Below are 17,693 nucleotides of genomic sequence, written 5' to 3'. Positions count from 1 at the left end.
GGGAGACATGACCACATTCGAGACCAACGCCGCGCCCGCAGAGGCGAGCGGCGAGGGGACCCGCACGCCTGAAAACGCGGTGCGCTGGGCTATCCCGCTGTCGCTGCTGGCCTGTGTACTGCTGGCGTTTTTCGACAAAATCAGCATCGCGGCGCTGTTTTCCGATGGCCATTTCCAGCAGGCGATGGGCATCGATTTCGACACCACGCGCCTTGGCATCCTGATGAGCGCTTTCCTGCTGAGCTACGGCTTTTCATCGGTCCTGCTCAGCGGGTTGGGGGACAAAATCCCGCCGCTGCGCCTGCTCACCGGCATGATGGCGGTGTGGTGCGTGCTGATGGTGGCGATGGGCTTCACCCATAACTACACGGTGATGATTGTCCTGCGCATTCTGCTGGGCATCGCCGAAGGGCCGCTGTTCCCGCTGGCGTTCGCCATCGTGCGCCATAACTTCCCGCAGCATCTGCAGGCGCGCGCCACCATGCTGTGGCTGCTCGGCACGCCGGTGGGGGCCGCAATTGGCTTCCCGCTCTCCCTCTGGCTGCTCAACACCTTCGGCTGGCAAAGCACCTTCTTTGTCATGGCGATGCTCACCGTGCCGGTGCTGATCTTTGTGCGCATTGGCCTGCGCGGTATTCGTCTCGACGTGAAGCCGACAACCGCGCAGGCGTCACGGGACGAGCGGCGTGCGGCCCGGCGCGAGCTGTTTGTCAGCCCGCACTTCTGGGTAATCTGCGTCTTTAACGTTGCGTTTCTCACCTACCTGTGGGGGATCAACGGCTGGCTGCCGGGCTACCTGATCAAGGGCAAGGGCATTCATCTGGAGCACGCGGGCTGGCTGTCGTCGATGCCGTTTATCGCCATGCTGGCGGGCGAGGTGATTGGCGCCTGGCTCTCGGACCGCGTCGATAAGCGTGCGGCGGCCTGTTTTATCTCCATGGCGGGCGCAGCCGTCGGGCTGACGGCGGTGATGCACCTTAGTACGCCCCTGACGATTATCGCGGCGATGAGCTTTAGCACCTTTATGTGGGGCACGGGCGCGCCGAACATTTTTGCCCTGCTGGCGAAGGCCACCCATCCCCGGGTGAGCGCGACGGCGGGCGGCATTTTCAACGGGCTGGGAAACTTTGCCGGGGCGCTGTCGCCCGCGGTGATGGGGGCGCTTATCGCCTTCACCCACAGCATGGATTCCGGGCTGATTTTTCTGGCGGTGATGGCGGCGGTGGGCTGCGTCCTGTTACTGCCGCTGCTGAGACGTTACTGAGGAGAGTGTCATGACTGATTCAACCGTAACTGCAAAACCGGGCGTTAAGCCTGAGCATCTGACCATGGAAGAGTGGGTCGAGTCGCGCATTGCGCGCTTTGAAGGCCGCAAGTACGACTGGAACGCCCTGAAGTTCCAGGCCGACTATGACCCGAAATACCGCCGCGCGCAGATGCGCTATATCGGCACCGGCGCAACCGGCGTGGCGAACGACACCAATACCGTTCAGGCCGACCACTTCACCTTCTCCACCATGGTATTGCCGTCGAAGTGCGAAGGGCCGCTGCACCTGCACGACGACGTGGAAGAGGTCTTCTTCATGCTCAAAGGGCAGATCACCCTGATGATCCAGGACGGCGACAACTACACCGAAACCGTGCTGCGCGAGCGCGACCTGATCTCCGTTCCGCCGGGTATCTACCGCGGGCTGTTTAACCACGGCGAAGAAGAGGCGCTGATGTGCGTGATGCTGGGAACCAACAAGCCGGAAATCCCAACCTATCCGGCCGATCACCCGCTCTCTAAAGTCAAGCGCGGGTAAGGGGGCGGTATGACGGGCTTTCGCGAACAGGGAAGCGGCACCCCGCTGATGCTGCTGCACGGTATCAGCTCCGGCGCGGCCTCCTGGCATAAGCAGATGGCGCTGAGCGGTTTTCGCGTGCTGGCGTGGGACATGCCCGGTTATGGCGAAAGCCCAATGCTGGCGACCGAACGCGCGAAGGCGGGCGATTACGCCGACGCGCTGGCAGCAATGCTCGATCGCGCGGGCGTCTGGCAGGCGGTGCTGGTCGGGCACTCGCTGGGGGCGCTGGTCGCCAGCGCCTTTGCCGCGAAATTTCCGCAACGCGTGCTGCATCTGGTGCTGGCGGACGCGGCGCAGGGCTACGGCCAGGCCGCGCCGGAGCAGCGCGAGCAGGTGTGGCGCAACCGCGAGCAGCAGATCTCGCTGGGCGGCGACATACTCGCCCAGACCCGCGCGGCGAAGCTGTTACGCCCCGGCGCGCGCGCGGAGGACATCGCGACCGTTGCGACGGGCATGCGTGCCCTGCGCCCGGAAGGCTATCTCGCCGCCGCGTGGATGCTGGCGCACGACGATATACACGGCTGGCTGACGCGCTATTCGGGCACCTTTGAAGTCTGGTGCGGCGAGCAGGATGCCATCACCCAACCCGAGCTGGTGCAGGGGCTGGCGCTGCGCTACGGCATGCCGTTCACCGCCATTCCGCAGGCCGGACACGCCAGCTATCTCGATAACGCGGCGTTTTTTAATCAACAGCTTTTACGTATTCACCAGGAGGTAGGCGATGAATGCACACATTGACGGACGCGTAGCGGTAGTCACCGGCGGATCGTCCGGCATTGGCTTTGAAACGCTGCGCCTGCTGCTGGGCGAGGGGGCAAAAGTGGCTTTCTGTGGCCGCGATCCGGACCGGCTCGCCAGCGCGCACGCGGCGCTGCAAAACGACTACCCCGACGGGGAGATCTTCGCTTACCGCTGCGATGTGCTCAACGCTGATGAGGTGCAGGCTTTTGCGCAGGCGGTTCAGGCGCGCTTTGGCGCGGCGGATATGCTGATCAATAACGCCGGGCAGGGCTACGTGGCGCACTTCAACGACACTCCGCGCGAGGCGTGGCTGCACGAAGCCGAGCTGAAATTGTTTGGGGTGATCAACCCGGTGCAGGCGTTTCAGCCTCTGCTGGAGCAGTCCGATATCGCCTCGATCACCTGCGTCAACTCCCTGCTGGCGTTGCAGCCGGAGGAGCACATGATCGCCACCTCCGCCGCCCGCGCCGCGCTGCTGAACATGACGCTGACGCTCTCAAAGGAGCTGGTGGGCAAAGGTATTCGCGTCAACTCCATTTTGCTCGGCATGGTGGAGTCCGGCCAGTGGCAGCGCCGCTTTGAGAACCGGGCGGATAAAAGCCAGAGCTGGCCGGCGTGGACGGCGGATATTGCGCGCAAGCGGGGCATACCGATGGCGCGCCTCGGCAAGCCGCAGGAGCCTGCACAGGCGCTGCTGTTTCTCGCCTCGCCGCTGGCCTCGTTTACCACCGGTGCCGCGCTGGACGTTTCCGGCGGCTTCTGCCGTCACCTGTAAGGACGCATCATGAAAAAAATCATGTTAATTGGCTTTGGCGCGATGGCGCAGGCGGTAATTGAGCGCCTGCCTGATGGCGTCAGCATTGGCTGGATCGTAGCGCGCGAGGCTCACCACGAGGCCATTCGTGTGCAGTTCGGCGGTGCGGTAGCGGCGCTGGCCTCGCCGGTGGACTGCGCTGAAGCGCCCGACCTGGTACTGGAGTGCGCCAGCCAGCAGGCGGTGGCGCAGTACGGCGAAGAGATACTGCATCGCGGCTGGCATCTGGCCGTGATATCCACCGGCGCGCTGGCGGACAGCGCGCTGGAACAGCGTCTGCTCAGCGCGGGCGGAAAACTCACGCTGCTCTCCGGCGCGGTGGCGGGCATCGACGGGCTCTCCGCCGCCAAAGAGGGCGGCCTGGAGCGTGTTACCTATCGGTCGCGCAAAAGCCCGGCCAGCTGGCGCGGCAGCTACGCCGAGCAGCTTATCGATCTTAACGCGGTGTCGCAGGCGCAGGTGTTTTTTGAGGGCAGCGCCCGCGAGGCGGCGCGGCTGTTCCCGGCGAACGCCAACGTGGCGGCGACCGTGGCGCTCGGCGGCGTCGGGATGGATGACACCCGCGTGCAGCTGATGGTCGACCCGGCGACGACGCGCAACACCCACACGCTGCACGTCGAAGGGCTGTTTGGCGAGTTTCATCTGGAGCTGAGCGGCCTGCCGCTTGCCAGCAACCCCAAAACCTCCACCCTGGCGGCACTGAGCGCGGTGCGCGCCTGCCGCGAGCTGGCCCTGAGCTGAGGAGTCACGATGGACGATCTGAAGATTTTTATCGGTGGCCACTGGCGACACGGCGGCGGCAACCTGATGCAGAGCCAGTTCCCGGCGGACGGCTCAATCAACGCGACGCTTAACGCCGCAAGCCTGGACGATCTGGAGGACGCCATCGACGCAGGCGAACGCGCGTGGCGCGATCCGGACTGGCGCAACCGACTGCCGCATATGCGGGCGAAGATCCTGCACAAGGTGGCCGATCTGATTGAATCCCGCGTCGATGAACTGGCGCAGATGCAGAGCCGCGATAACGGCAAGCCGCTGGCGGAAGCGCGTGGCCTGGTGATGAGTGCGGCGGGCACGGCGCGCTATTTCGCCGCCGCCTGCGAGCTGCTGGAAGGCGAACTGCCCACGCCGCGCCAGCCCGAGCTCCTGACGCTGAGCCGCTACGAGCCGCTCGGCGTGGTGGCGGCCATCACGCCGTGGAATTCGCCGATTGCCAGCGAAATGCAGAAGGTTGCTCCGGCCATTGCCGCCGGAAATGCGGTGATCCTCAAACCTGCCGAGGCCACGCCGCTGATGGCACTGGAGCTGGCGCGTATTTTTGAACAGGCCGGGCTGCCCGCCGGGCTGCTGAGCGTGCTGCCGGGCAAAGGCTCGGTGGTTGGCGACGCGCTGGCGCGCCACCCTCGCGTGCGGAAAATTTCCTTTACCGGCGGCACGACCACGGGGCGGCATCTGGCGCACGTGGCGGCGGAAAAGCTGATCCCGGCGTCGCTGGAGCTGGGCGGGAAATCCCCGACCATCGTGCTGGAAGATGCGGACGTCGAGCAGGCCGCGCGCGGGATCTGCTACGGCATTTTCAGCTCGGCGGGGCAGGCGTGCATTGCCGGTTCACGACTGTTTATCCACGAGAGCATTTACGCTCCGCTGATGGCGCGGCTGCTGGAGCTCACGCGCGGCCTGCGCGTCGGACATCCGTTTGCCGACGGCACGCATATCGGGCCGCTGATTAACGACAGGCATCGCCAGAGCGTGCAGGCGTACGTAGAGCTGGCGCAACGCGAAGGAGGCCGCGTGCTGTGCGGCGGGGAGATCCCGGCCGATCCGGCGCTTGCCAGCGGAAGCTTCTTCCAGCCAACAATCATCGAGGGTCTGACCAACGCCGCCCGCGCCTGTCAGGAGGAGATCTTCGGCCCGGTGCTGGTGGCGATGCCGTTCAGTGACGAGGCGACGCTGATCCGCGAGGCCAATGACTCGGTGTACGGCCTGGCGGCGGGCATCTGGACGCGCGATACCGGACGCGCCCTGCGCCTGAGCGAGCAACTGGAAACGGGCACCGTGTGGATCAACACCTACAAAGTGTTTGCGATTTCGACCCCGTTTGGGGGCTTTAAAGAGAGCGGTCTGGGCCGCGAAAAGGGCATTCAGGGGCTGAAAGCCTGGATGCAGCAAAAGAGCATTTATCTGGCGACGGGTAATAGCGTCAACCACTGGTGCGACTGAGAAAGGGTGAGCAATGAGCGAAATGATAACCGTCGGCGACGCCATCGCCAGAACGCTGGAGCAGTATCAGGTTGAGGCCATCTACGGCGTCATCTCTATCCACAACCTGCCCATCGCGGATGCGGTGGGGCAGCGGGGCAACATCCGCTTTGTGCCCGCGCGCGGCGAAGCGGGTTCTGTCACTATGGCCGACGCCCACGGACGCTTTTCCGGCCTTGGCGTGGCGCTGACCAGCACCGGCGCAGGGGCGGGCAACGCGGTGGGGGCGCTGGTGGAAGCCATGAACGCCTGTACGCCGCTGCTGCACCTGACCGGCCAGGTTGAAAAAGCCTGGCTGGATGCTGACACCGGGTTTATCCACGAAACCCGCGATCAGCTGACCTTCCTCAAGGCCAGCTCGAAACGGGCCTGGCGCATCAGCAATGCTCACCAGGCGGTCGCTATTCTCCATAAGGCCATTCAGGAGGCGCAGACGCCGCCGTGCGGGCCGGTTTCGGTGGAAATTCCGATTGATATTCAGGGGGCGAAGATCCCGGCCTCGCTGGTGACGGCACCGGTGAAATCCTCCGCGCCGGACACTGTTGATAACGCTGTGGTCGAGGCGCTCTGGGCGCAGCTTAAGCAGGCGAAACAGCCTCTGCTGTGGCTGGGCGGCGGGGCGCTGGGAAGCGCTGATGCCGTGCAAAAGCTGGCGGATGCGGGCGTCACGGTGATCTCCAGCACCCACGCGCGCGGCGTGCTGCCGGACAGCCATCGCGCTTGCCTGCGGGCGTTCCATAATTCACCGTCGGTCGAGGCGCTGATCGCCCGGTGCGACTTTACGCTGGTGGCAGGCTCGCGCCTGCGCAGTAACGAAACCCGCTCATGGACGCTCGAGCTGCCGCATCCCCGCGTGCAGATTGATATCGATCCGGCGGCGGCGAGCCGTAACTATCTGATGGATAACACCCTGGTCGCCGACTGCTACGCACTACTGGCGGCGCTGGCGAACAAAGCGCAGGGGCGCGAATGGGGCAATGCCCAGTGGGATGGGCAGGTCCAGCAGGCGGTGGCAACAGCGGAGCAGGGGCTGCGCGAGCAGTGCGGGGCGTATGCGAAGCTCAACGATGCGATTGAAAAGGCCTTGCCGAACGACGGCCTGCTGGTGCGGGATATCACCGTTTCCGGCAGCCTGTGGGGCAGCCGTCTGTTCCGCGCTAACGGTCCGCTGATGAACATTCACTCTCTGGCGGGGGCGATTGGTATGGGGCTGCCGATGGCGATCGGTACCGCGATTGCCAACCCGCAGCGCAAGGTGGTGGGGCTGGTGGGCGACGGCGGCCTGAGCCTTAACCTGGGGGAACTGGCAACGCTTGCCCAGGAGAAAGCGAACGTGACGCTGCTGATCATGAACGACGGTGGCTACGGCGTAATGCGCGGCATCCAGGATAAGTATTTCGGTGGTCGTCAATATTACAACGAACTGCACACGCCGGACTTTACCCTGCTGGCGCAGGCGATTGGCCTGCAGGCGTGGAGCGTGGAGCGGGCCGAGGATTTTGACGCGGTGATGACGGAGGCGCTGTCAATACCGGGGCCATCGGTGGTGGAGGTGCGGATGGGGCAGATTGGCGCGCTGAAGTTTGCCGGGCCGCCGCAGAAGTCGCTGTATTGATATGGTGGATATCGCCCGGTGACGCTGCGCTTACCGGGCCTACATTTGTTGAGGTGCGGACCGTTTTCCCTCACCCCGGCCCTCTCCCAAAGGGAGAGGGTGATCGCGTACCCTCTCCCTTTGGGAGAGGGTTAGGGTGAGGGGACAAACTCAGAACACCTTAAACGGATATTCCACATAAGCGCGGATCTCATCCCCGCCGACGTTATAGTCGCTGGCGTTGCTGGAGACGCGCAGCACGGAGTAGCGCAGCTTCAGCGTCAGGTCTTTTGCCGGGCCGTCCTGCACCTGATACTGGACCTGGTTAAACCACTCATGCTCTTTACCGTTGCTGGTTTCAGACGTTTTGATGTTATCGCCGCGCACGTAGGCCGTGGTCCAGCTCAGGCCCGGCAGGCCGAGTCCGGCGAAGTCCAGACCGTAAGACGCCTGCCATGAGCGTTCATCTTCTCCGTTAAAGTCAGACCAGTAGGAGTTCGCCAGCCAGATGGTGTTACCGCCGTCGCCCACGCCGCCGCGATCGCGATAGCCACCGTAGTTGTAGCCGGTGCTGCCGCTGCTCTGCTGATACGCCACCTTAAAGGTATGAACGTCCCAAATGTAGCTCGCCGCCAGGCTCCAGATGGTATTGCTGCGCCCGGTGTCGAGGCTGTCCGCGTAGCGTTGATCCAGACGCGAGTTATAACCGTTAAAGTCCAGAATCAACTGCTGCCCGGTGCTGAACGGCTGTTTGAAGTTCATGCCCAGATACTGTTTATTCATCACCTCTTCGTTGTGAGAGGCATACAGTGCGCCGCTGAACTGGTCGTTGAACTGGTAGCTTGCGCCGCCGAAGGTCAGGCTTTTCAGGCCGCTGTCGTGGCGGTCATCGCTTTTACGCTGCTGGTCAGTGAAGTAGCCAGCGTTCAGGTCCAGGCCGTCGATCTCTTTCGAGGTCAACATCGTGCCGGTGTAGCTTTCAAACAGCAGACGCGAGCTGTCGGCGGTGACAATCGGCAGCGCCGGGCGCTGGTTGCCGTAGCTCAGCACGGTATTTGAAAAACGCATTTTTGCCGTGGCGCCAAATTTTGCCAGGTCGGATTTTGCCCGGCCATCGTCTTCCTGTCTGAAGAAGTCGATACCGCCCGCGCCGCTCTTGCCGCGCCCGCCGTCGAGACGCACGCCGTACTGGGCGATACCGTCGACGCCAAATCCTACCTGCCCTTGGGTATAACCGGATTCAAAGGTCGTGATGAGCCCCTGACCCCATTCAGCTTTGTCCTGCTGGCCCTGATGGTAGTCCCGGCTGATGTACGCGTTACGGAAAAACAGGTCCAGATGGCTGTCGTCAATAAAACCCTGGCTGTCAGACTGCTGGCTTGCTACGGCGGGAAGGGCCGAAAATAAACTTAATGCGATTAACGATAATTCTTTTTTCACGGAGGGAACGTCTCTGTCTGGATATATTAATTTGTATTGCTGCACATTGGATAATTACCGGAAAGGTTAATGATTGCAATCAATAAGTGACCAGGCGTTTCAGCGGGTGAGGGCAGGTGTGGCGCGGTGTAGAGAGGTGTTACCGATACGTGCGGTTATATTAGCAATTCATGCGAAATAAAAAGGAGGCCATTACGCCTCCTTTCAGGATTATTTAATTCCGTCTGCCGCCATGCGGTCGCGAATATGCTGCGCACGTTCAACGGAGGCCGGGTGATCGTCAAACATTGAGCTTTGACGACCCTCTTCCAGCTTCGCCAGTTTTTCAAAACTGGTGGCCAGGCCTGATGGATTGATTCCGCGTTTGCGCAACAGATCGTAGGAGTAGTCGTCGGCCTCAGACTCCTGACGCTGGGAGAACTGGGAGTTCACCAGTTTTTCACCCATATCGCCAATCTGCGACTGGGAGAGGCTGCCGACGATCCCGCCCGCAGAGGCTGCCGCCGCGCGAACCGCGTTGGTTCCGAGCGCGACCTGCATCCCTTTCTTGACGTGGCCGAGCGCAACGTGGCCCATTTCGTGGCCGATAACCGCTTCAACTTCGTTGTCGGTCATGATGTCCATCAGCCCGCTATAGACGCGGATGCAGCCGTTCGCCATTGCGAAGGCGTTCACGTCTTTTGCCACGTAAACCTTGTAGTTCACCGGCTGGCCGTTGATGTTGTCACCAAGCGCAGAAGCAATCTTGTTCAGACGCTGCGTGTAGGTGCTGTTAGCCGGGGCGATAGTGGCTTTTGCATCCATATCTTTACAGGCCTCGTCGCTCAGCGCTTTCACCTGCGCGTCGCTCAGGGAATATGCCTGGAAGGCCTCTGCGCCTGAGCTCATCAGGCCGTTAGAGTCCATATTCTGACAGCCGCTTAGCAGGAGCGTTGTTCCCAGGGCCAGCACTATTGCACGCATTTTCATGATGTTGCTTCCGTACTCGTTAACATGAATTAAATCCGAAAAATGCACCGTCAGCGAAGCCGGTGTCGCGCTTAAGTATAAGGAATATCTGCAGGGGCGGGCGAGAAGATTGCGCAACTTGCGAGCATGTTCCAGAGATTTCTTAAGCGGCAAAAGAATGGTCCATGTACATGCCCTACGGCTTGGGTTACATTGTTGGCACTTTTTTCCGGCGTAGCCCAAAACGCGCTGTCGTCAAGGGCATGGCCTTTAACAGTCCGATCTGGAGTTAAAATGTCCTCACGTAAAGAGCTTGCTAATGCTATTCGTGCGCTGAGCATGGACGCAGTACAGAAAGCCAAATCCGGTCACCCGGGTGCCCCTATGGGCATGGCAGACATCGCCGAAGTCCTGTGGCGTGATTTCCTTAACCACAACCCGCAGAACCCAGCATGGGCTGACCGTGACCGTTTCGTGCTGTCCAACGGCCACGGCTCTATGCTGATCTATAGCCTGCTGCACCTCACCGGCTACGATCTGCCTATTGAAGAGCTGAAAAACTTCCGTCAGCTGCACTCTAAAACTCCAGGTCACCCGGAAGTGGGTTACACCGCAGGCGTTGAAACCACCACCGGCCCGCTGGGTCAGGGTATTGCCAACGCTGTGGGTATGGCGATTGCTGAGAAGACGCTGGCAGCGCAGTTCAACCGTCCTGGTCACGACATCGTTGACCACTTCACCTACGCCTTCATGGGCGACGGCTGCATGATGGAAGGCATTTCCCACGAAGTGTGCTCCCTTGCCGGTACCCTGAAGCTGGGCAAACTGGTTGCGTTCTATGACGACAACGGTATCTCCATCGACGGTCACGTTGAAGGCTGGTTCACCGATGACACCGCTGCACGTTTCGAAGCCTACGGCTGGCACGTGGTGCGTGGCGTTGATGGTCACGATGCTGACTCGATTAAACGTGCAGTAGAAGAAGCACGCGCAGTAACGGACAAACCGTCCCTGCTGATGTGTAAAACCATCATCGGCTTCGGCTCTCCGAACAAAGCGGGCACCCACGATTCCCACGGTGCGCCACTGGGCGACGCGGAAATTGCACTGACCCGTGAGCAACTTGGCTGGAACTACCCAGCATTCGAAATCCCGTCTGAAATCTATGCGCAGTGGGATGCGAAAGAAATGGGTCAGGCGAAAGAGTCTGCGTGGAACGAGAAATTCGCTGCCTATGCGAAAGCCTTCCCACAGGAAGCTGCTGAGTTTACCCGTCGTATGAAAGGCGATATGCCGTCTGACTTCGATGCGAAAGCCAACGAGTTTATCGCTAAGCTGCAGGCGAACCCGTCCAAAATCGCGAGCCGTAAAGCGTCCCAGAATGCGATCGAAGCGTTCGGTCCATTGCTGCCTGAATTCCTCGGCGGCTCCGCTGATCTGGCGCCATCTAACCTGACTCTGTGGTCTGGTTCTAAGCCAATCAACGAAGACACTGCCGGTAACTACATCCATTACGGTGTACGTGAATTCGGTATGACCGCGATTGCCAACGGTATCTCACTGCACGGTGGTTTCCTGCCATACACCTCAACCTTCCTGATGTTCGTTGAGTACGCGCGTAACGCCGTGCGTATGGCTGCGCTGATGAAACAGCGTCAGGTGATGGTCTACACCCATGACTCTATCGGTCTGGGCGAAGATGGCCCAACTCACCAGCCGGTTGAGCAGGTAGCGTCCCTGCGCGTGACCCCGAACATGTCTACATGGCGTCCATGTGACCAGGTTGAATCCGCAGTAGCGTGGAAATACGGTGTTGAGCGTCAGGACGGCCCGACCGCGCTGATCCTCTCCCGTCAGAACCTGGCACAGCAGGAGCGTACGCCTGAGCAGCTGGCGAACATCGCGCGCGGTGGTTACGTGCTGAAAGACTGCGCAGGCCAGCCTGAGCTGATCTTCATTGCTACCGGCTCTGAAGTTGAACTGGCCGTTGCGGCATGGGAAAAACTGACTGCCGAAGGCGTGAAGGCGCGCGTGGTATCCATGCCGTCTACCGATGCGTTCGACAAGCAGGATGCGGCATACCGTGAATCCGTACTGCCTAAAGCGGTTTCCGCTCGCGTGGCGGTGGAAGCCGGTATCGCGGACTACTGGTTCAAATACGTGGGCCTGAACGGCGCTATCGTCGGTATGACCACCTTCGGTGAATCTGCTCCGGCAGAGCTGCTGTTCGAAGAGTTCGGCTTCACCGTTGAGAACGTTGTCGCTAAGGCTAAAGAACTGCTGTAATCCTCTCCGAGAGGCAAAACGGGTCGCACAGGCGGCCCGTTTTTATATCTCCATACTAGTTTTTCTGTTTTTAACAATGCCTTTTTGGTGATTGTTATCACAAAAGCGGAATGTTGTTATATTCGTAATATGCAATGGATATCACAAATTCAGGCTTGCTTTTTAATTCTATCTATATAACAAGTTGTTTTTCTTCGCATTAATAAATGGCAGGCTAATGCTCTCGCTATTTTCTCCCCAATTGATTTCATTTTACCGCAGGCGTATTTTGTTTTTAGCGAGACGTTGTACCCTAAAAATAAAATAAGGATTATATATGCGGTTGATTGATTACTTCCCTGAATCCTCTATCTCAATAAAACCCGCAGCAAAGAACTGGCAGGAAGCCATTGACTTTTCCATGTCGTCTTTGCTGCACAATCATTATATTAATGCTGATTATATTGCGGCGATTAAAACCTCGACGCTCACCAATGGTCCCTATTATATTCTGGCGCCGGGCGTTGCAATGCCCCATGCCCGCCCGGAATGCGGTGCGTTAAAAACAGGTATGTCATTAACGCTTCTGAAGCAGGAGGTGCACTTTGCCGAAGACGATGACCCGGTTAAATTGCTGATTGGTTTATCGGCGGCAGATGCGGATTCACATATCGGCGCTATTCAGGCATTAAGCGAATTATTATGTGAAGAGGATATGCTGACAGCGTTGTTAACCGCTAAATCAGAAAAACAGTTGGCGGATATTATCGCTCGCGCATAATTATTATTTCCTTTACAGGACATTATTATGGAACACAAGTCTGCTCGTGCGAAGGTCCAGGCTTTTGGGGGCTTTTTGACTGCAATGGTCATCCCGAATATTGGCGCTTTTATTGCCTGGGGGTTTATTACCGCTTTATTTATTCCGACTGGCTGGATGCCGAATGAGCACTTCGCCAAAATTGTCGGCCCGATGATAACCTATTTATTGCCCGTGATGATTGGCTCTACGGGAGGGCACCTGGTCGGTGGCAAACGTGGGGCGGTGATGGGGGGGATCGGCACTATCGGCGTGATTATCGGCGCGGATATTCCAATGTTCCTCGGCTCAATGATTATGGGGCCACTCGGCGGTCTGGTGATCAAGCATATTGACCGGCTGCTGGAAAAGCGCATTCCTGCGGGCTTTGAGATGGTTATCAATAACTTCTCGCTGGGTATCGCTGGCATGCTCCTCTGCCTGCTGGGGTTTGAGGTGATTGGCCCTGCGGTGTCGATTGCTAATAACTTTATCAAAGGATGTATTGAATCTTTGGTACATGCAGGCTATTTGCCGCTGCTGTCTCTGATTAACGAACCGGCAAAAATCCTGTTTCTGAATAACGCCATCGATCAGGGCGTTTATTACCCGCTGGGGATGCAGCAGGCCTCCGAGACGGGTAAGTCGATCTTCTTTATGGTGGCTTCTAATCCCGGGCCGGGTTTAGGTCTGCTGCTGGCTTTTGCTTTTTTCGGTAAAGGGATGGCAAAGAAGTCAGCGCCTGGCGCGATGATTATCCATTTCCTGGGCGGAATTCATGAACTTTATTTCCCTTATGTACTGATGAAACCGCTGACGCTGATTGCGATGATCGCTGGCGGCATGAGCGGGACGTGGGTATTTAATCTGCTAGGCGGCGGACTGGTTGCTGGTCCAAGCCCGGGTTCGATTTTTGCCTACCTCGCCTTAACGCCAAAAGGCGCTTTCCTGGCAACCATTGCGGGCGTCACGGCGGGCACGCTGGTGACCTTTGCTGTCGCCGCCTTTATCTTAAAGTTGGAAAAAAATAACGAAGCTGAAACGGAAGATACCTTCAGTGATTCTGCCAAAGCCGTAAAAGCCATGAAACAGGAAGGTAAGTTTTCCTGGGGAGACGTCAAACGTATCGCCTTTGTCTGCGACGCGGGAATGGGATCAAGCGCTATGGGCGCAACAACGTTCCGTAGACGACTGGAAAAAGCCGGGCGAGCTATCGATGTTAAACATTACGCCATCGAAAATGTGCCTGACGACGCCGACCTTATTGTTACCCATGCCAGCCTGGAGGCGCGCGCTAAAAGAGTCAGTGACAAACCGTTAGTGCTGATAAAGAACTATATCGGCGACCCGCAGCTTGACGATCTCTTTAAGCGTTTAACCACGAATTAATATATCGGGTTTCTGGAGTAAATATGAAAACGAAAGTGGCTGCCATTTATGGCAAGCGGGATGTCCGCATCCGTGAATTTGATCTGCCTGAAACAGGTGAAAATGAACTGCTGGTGAGCGTTATTTCCGACAGCGTCTGTTTATCCACCTGGAAAGCGGCAACATTAGGCAGTGAACATAAACGTGTGCCGGACGATCTGGAAAATCATCCGGTGATTACCGGGCATGAATGCGCAGGGGTGATTGTTGAGGTCGGAAAAAACCTAACCGATAAATATAAAAAAGGTCAGCGCTTTGTTTTACAACCGGCAATGGGATTGCCGAGCGGTTATTCTGCCGGCTACAGCTATGAATATTTTGGCGGTAATGCGACCTATATGATTATCCCGGAGGTCGCAATTAATCTGAGCTGCGTTTTACCCTATCACGGCTCTTATTTTGCCGCGGCTTCGCTGGCGGAACCGATGTGCTGCATTATTGGTGCGTATAACGCTAATTATCATACGACGCAGTATGTTTATGAACACCGAATGGGGGTTAAACCGGGCGGCAATATTGCGCTTCTGGCCTGTGCCGGGCCAATGGGAATTGGCGCCATTGATTACGCGATTAACGGTGGTATCCAGCCGTCTCGCGTCGTGGTGGTGGATATTGATGACGCACGCCTCACGCAGGCAAAAAAATTGCTGCCGGTTGAGCTTGCCGCTCAAAAGGGCATTGAACTTATCTATGTGAATACGTCCGGTAGTGAGAACCCTGCCGCTGCGCTACGCGCATTAACCGATAATGCCGGGTTTGATGACGTGTTTGTCTATGCTGCGGTTCCGGCGGTCATCGAACTGGCGGACGAGCTGCTCGCCGAGGATGGGTGCCTGAATTTCTTTGCCGGACCAACGGACAGCAATTTCAAGGTGCCGTTTAATTTTTACAATGTTCATTACAACAGTACGCATGTGGTAGGCACCTCCGGCGGCTCGACGGATGACATGAAAGAAGCCATTGCGCTGAGTGCGACGGGCCAGCTTCAGCCCTCGTTTATGGTGACCCATATCGGCGGCCTCGATGCGGTGCCGCATACGGTACTCAACCTGCCTGACATTCCCGGTGGCAAAAAGCTTATCTATAACGGCGTCACCATGCCGTTAACGGCGATTGCCGATTTTGCCGAAAAAGGGAAAACCGATCCGCTGTTCCGGGAGCTGGCGAAGCTGGTGGAGGAGACGCACGGCATCTGGAATGAAAAAGCAGAGCGCTATCTGCTGGCGCAGTTTGGCGTGGATATTGGGGAGGCCGCGGCATGATGTCTCTGGCATGGCCGCTCTCTCGCGTTACGGCACAGGCGGCGCTGGCTGCCTGGCCGCAAACCGGGTGCGGTGATAAAAATCGGATTGACGGGCTGGCCGTCACCGCCATGCGCGAGGCGCTGAACGACATAGCGATTTGCGGGCGTATTGTTATCGGCGAAGGTGAGATCGATCATGCGCCAATGCTGTGGATTGGCGAGGAGGTTGGACGCGGCATCGGCCCGGCAGTGGATATTGCCGTCGATCCCATTGAGGGCACCCGAATGGTGGCGATGGGGCAAAGCAATGCGCTGGCAGTCATGGCATTCGCTCCGCAAGGCAGCCTGTTTCACGCGCCTGATATGTATATGAAGAAACTGGTGGTTAACGCGGCGGCGGCGGGGGCAATCAACCTTGCACTGCCGCTGGCGGAGAACCTCCGCAACGTTGCGCGGGCGCTGGGCAAGCCGCTTGAACGTTTACGGATGGTCACACTGGATAAACCACGCCTGCACGCAGCTATCGCCGAGGCGACACAGCTGGGCGTTAAAGTTTTTGCTCTGCCCGATGGTGATGTCGCGGCCAGCGTACTGACCTGCTTACAGGATAATCCCTACGATCTGATGTACACCGTCGGCGGCGCGCCAGAAGGGGTGATCTCCGCCTGCGCGGTAAAAGCGCTGGGCGGCGACATGCAGGCGGCGCTGATCGATTTTTGTGAAGCGAAGGGGGAAAGCCCCGAGAACCGTCTGGTGGCCGAGCAGGAGCACCGGCGCTGTGCGGAGATGGGCGTAGAGGTCAATCGTGTTTACACCCTTAACGAACTGGTGGAGGGAGATGACATTCTCTTCAGCGCGACAGGCGTGACGGGCGGCGATCTGGTGACGGGTGTTCAACAGGTTGCGAAGGGGGTGCGCACGCAAACTTTGCTCATCTGCGGCGCCGACCGAACGTGTAATATAATAGACTCCCTGCATTCATGGTGATTTATCGAGAAACGAATGACGACGCTAACCGAAGACGACGTAATTGAGCAACTGGATGCTCAGCTGGATTTACTTTCGTTTATGACAACGGCAAATGAGATTTTGCTGCTGGGGATCAGACGTTTTCTGCCGTCGCTGTTCGTGAATAATGATGAAGAGATCGTGGAATATGCAGTGAAGCCGTTACTCGCGCAAAGCGGGCCGCTTGACGATATAAGCGTGGCGTTGCGTTTGATTTACGCGCTGGGAAAAATGGATAAATGGCTTTATGCCGATATCACCCATTTCTCCCAGTTCAGTCAGTATCTGAGCGAACAGAGTGATATTCCGGGGTTCGCGGATGACATCACCTGGGATTTTATCAGCAACGTAAATAGCATTACCCGTAATGCAACCTTATTTAATGCCCTTAAATCGATGAAATTTGCCGATTTTGCTGCATGGTCTGAGGTTCGCTTTACTGGCATGGTCAAGACGGCAATGACGCTGGCGGTAACGACGATACTCAAGGAATTAGAACCGTGAAAATTAGCCTGACAGTGAATGGATTACCGGTTGAAGCGCAGTATGGCGAAGATGAGATACAAAACGTCCATCTCCCTCTGTTACAGGATATCGCGAAGCTGCACAGACGTGGCGGTAAAAGAAGGACCGTTGTTTTTCTCAGTGCTCCGCCGGGAACAGGCAAGTCCACATTAACGACGTTCTGGGAATATCTCTCGCAGCGGGAGCCCGGTCTGCCTGATATACAAACTCTCCCGATGGATGGATTCCATCATTACAATGACTGGCTGGTTGCAAACCAACTGCGTCCTTATAAAGGCGCACCGGAAACCTTCGATGTGGCGAAGCTGGCAAAAAATCTGCGCCTACTGGGCGAGGAGACCGCAGTCTGGCCTCAGTATGACCGACAAAAACACGACCCTGTTGAAGCAGCGATTGCGGTTACGGCCAGCATTGTTATCGTCGAAGGAAACTGGCTTTTACTGGATGACGATAGGTGGAAGGCGCTGGGGGCGTTCTGTGATTTCTCCATCTTTATTACTGCACCTGCGTCAGCGCTGCGTGAGCGTCTTGTGCAGCGCAAGGTCGCAGGGGGGTTATCGCAGGAGGAGGCGCAGGCCTTTTATTTACGTACGGATGGGCCGAATGTTGAGCGCGTGCTGGGCCATAGTCGCCAGGCCGATGCGCTGTTGCGCATGACGGAAGCAGGTGAATACCGGTTTGCCTGAATGGAATAATACGGCGCGCTTTGGGTCATGAAAATGTGACGCAAGTCAGATAAATGGCGAATCTATCCGGCGGAACGTTCCTTTTATTCCCCGTTT

The 17,693-nt window shown here is 58.1% G+C and carries 16 protein-coding genes; 14 read left to right on the top strand and 2 right to left on the bottom strand.

Annotated features, from left to right (window positions below; all coding sequences use genetic code 11):
- Positions 1-7 precede the first annotated feature (7 nt).
- The 7 genes from ACWKX3_RS21330 to ACWKX3_RS21300 are packed head-to-tail and all read left to right on the top strand — an operon-like array spanning position 8 to position 7,276.
- Positions 8-1,264, top strand: coding sequence for an MFS transporter (locus ACWKX3_RS21330; protein ID WP_454542401.1), 1,257 nt, complete (start codon positions 8-10; stop codon positions 1,262-1,264).
- Positions 1,265-1,274: 10 nt separating this feature from the next.
- Positions 1,275-1,805 (top strand): cupin domain-containing protein, encoded by a 531-nt coding sequence (locus tag ACWKX3_RS21325; RefSeq protein ID WP_006178420.1) that lies wholly within the window; start codon positions 1,275-1,277, stop codon positions 1,803-1,805.
- 9 nt (positions 1,806-1,814) lie between these two features.
- A complete protein-coding gene (locus ACWKX3_RS21320; protein ID WP_454542400.1) occupies positions 1,815-2,585 on the top strand; it encodes an alpha/beta fold hydrolase in 771 nt (256 codons plus the stop codon).
- The gene (locus ACWKX3_RS21315; protein WP_006178417.1) at positions 2,569-3,363 is read left to right on the top strand and encodes an SDR family oxidoreductase; all 795 of its coding nucleotides are present in this window, start codon (positions 2,569-2,571) and stop codon (positions 3,361-3,363) included. The genes ACWKX3_RS21320 and ACWKX3_RS21315 overlap by 17 nt, the downstream gene beginning before the upstream one ends.
- A gap of 9 nt (positions 3,364-3,372) precedes the next feature.
- On the top strand, positions 3,373-4,143 hold the full coding sequence (locus tag ACWKX3_RS21310) for an aspartate dehydrogenase (RefSeq protein WP_101737011.1): 771 nt from the start codon (positions 3,373-3,375) through the stop codon (positions 4,141-4,143).
- A 9-nt stretch (positions 4,144-4,152) separates the two neighbouring features.
- Entirely contained in the window at positions 4,153-5,622 is a 1,470-nt protein-coding gene (locus tag ACWKX3_RS21305; protein ID WP_454542399.1) for an aldehyde dehydrogenase, read from the top strand.
- A 13-nt stretch (positions 5,623-5,635) separates the two neighbouring features.
- Entirely contained in the window at positions 5,636-7,276 is a 1,641-nt protein-coding gene (locus tag ACWKX3_RS21300; protein WP_454542398.1) for a thiamine pyrophosphate-binding protein, read from the top strand.
- A gap of 150 nt (positions 7,277-7,426) precedes the next feature.
- On the opposite strand, the gene ACWKX3_RS21295 is transcribed toward ACWKX3_RS21300, so the two are convergent.
- The gene (locus tag ACWKX3_RS21295; protein WP_454542397.1) at positions 7,427-8,695 is read right to left on the bottom strand and encodes an OprD family outer membrane porin; all 1,269 of its coding nucleotides are present in this window, start codon (positions 8,693-8,695) and stop codon (positions 7,427-7,429) included.
- A 210-nt stretch (positions 8,696-8,905) separates the two neighbouring features.
- A complete protein-coding gene (gene loiP / locus ACWKX3_RS21290) occupies positions 8,906-9,664 on the bottom strand; it encodes a metalloprotease LoiP (protein ID WP_006178411.1) in 759 nt (252 codons plus the stop codon).
- Between the two features lie 273 nt (positions 9,665-9,937).
- Here loiP and tkt point away from each other — a divergent pair, with 273 nt between their 5' ends.
- The 7 genes from tkt (at position 9,938) to ACWKX3_RS21255 (ending at position 17,597) form a co-directional block, all read left to right on the top strand.
- The gene (gene tkt / locus ACWKX3_RS21285; RefSeq protein WP_006178410.1) at positions 9,938-11,929 is read left to right on the top strand and encodes a transketolase; all 1,992 of its coding nucleotides are present in this window, start codon (positions 9,938-9,940) and stop codon (positions 11,927-11,929) included.
- A gap of 316 nt (positions 11,930-12,245) precedes the next feature.
- Positions 12,246-12,689 (top strand): PTS mannitol transporter subunit IIA, encoded by a 444-nt coding sequence (cmtB, locus tag ACWKX3_RS21280; RefSeq protein WP_454542396.1) that lies wholly within the window; start codon positions 12,246-12,248, stop codon positions 12,687-12,689.
- 27 nt (positions 12,690-12,716) lie between these two features.
- Positions 12,717-14,096, top strand: coding sequence for a PTS mannitol transporter subunit IICB (locus ACWKX3_RS21275; RefSeq protein WP_101737017.1), 1,380 nt, complete (start codon positions 12,717-12,719; stop codon positions 14,094-14,096).
- Between the two features lie 23 nt (positions 14,097-14,119).
- Positions 14,120-15,397, top strand: a complete 1,278-nt coding sequence (locus tag ACWKX3_RS21270; protein ID WP_454542395.1) for a zinc-binding dehydrogenase — start codon at positions 14,120-14,122, stop codon at positions 15,395-15,397.
- Positions 15,394-16,365: a class II fructose-bisphosphatase gene (gene glpX / locus ACWKX3_RS21265; protein ID WP_202561097.1), complete on the top strand. Its 972-nt coding sequence runs from the start codon at positions 15,394-15,396 to the stop codon at positions 16,363-16,365. Before ACWKX3_RS21270 ends, glpX begins: the two co-directional genes overlap by 4 nt.
- A 15-nt stretch (positions 16,366-16,380) precedes the next feature.
- Positions 16,381-16,890: an MltR family transcriptional regulator gene (locus tag ACWKX3_RS21260; RefSeq protein WP_102890235.1), complete on the top strand. Its 510-nt coding sequence runs from the start codon at positions 16,381-16,383 to the stop codon at positions 16,888-16,890.
- Positions 16,887-17,597, top strand: a complete 711-nt coding sequence (locus tag ACWKX3_RS21255; protein WP_400405344.1) for a nucleoside/nucleotide kinase family protein — start codon at positions 16,887-16,889, stop codon at positions 17,595-17,597. Before ACWKX3_RS21260 ends, ACWKX3_RS21255 begins: the two co-directional genes overlap by 4 nt.
- Positions 17,598-17,693: the final 96 nt, after the last annotated feature.

Source organism: Enterobacter sp. UPMP2052, assembly GCF_053709675.1.
This window is presented reverse-complemented; position numbering and strand designations above follow the sequence as displayed.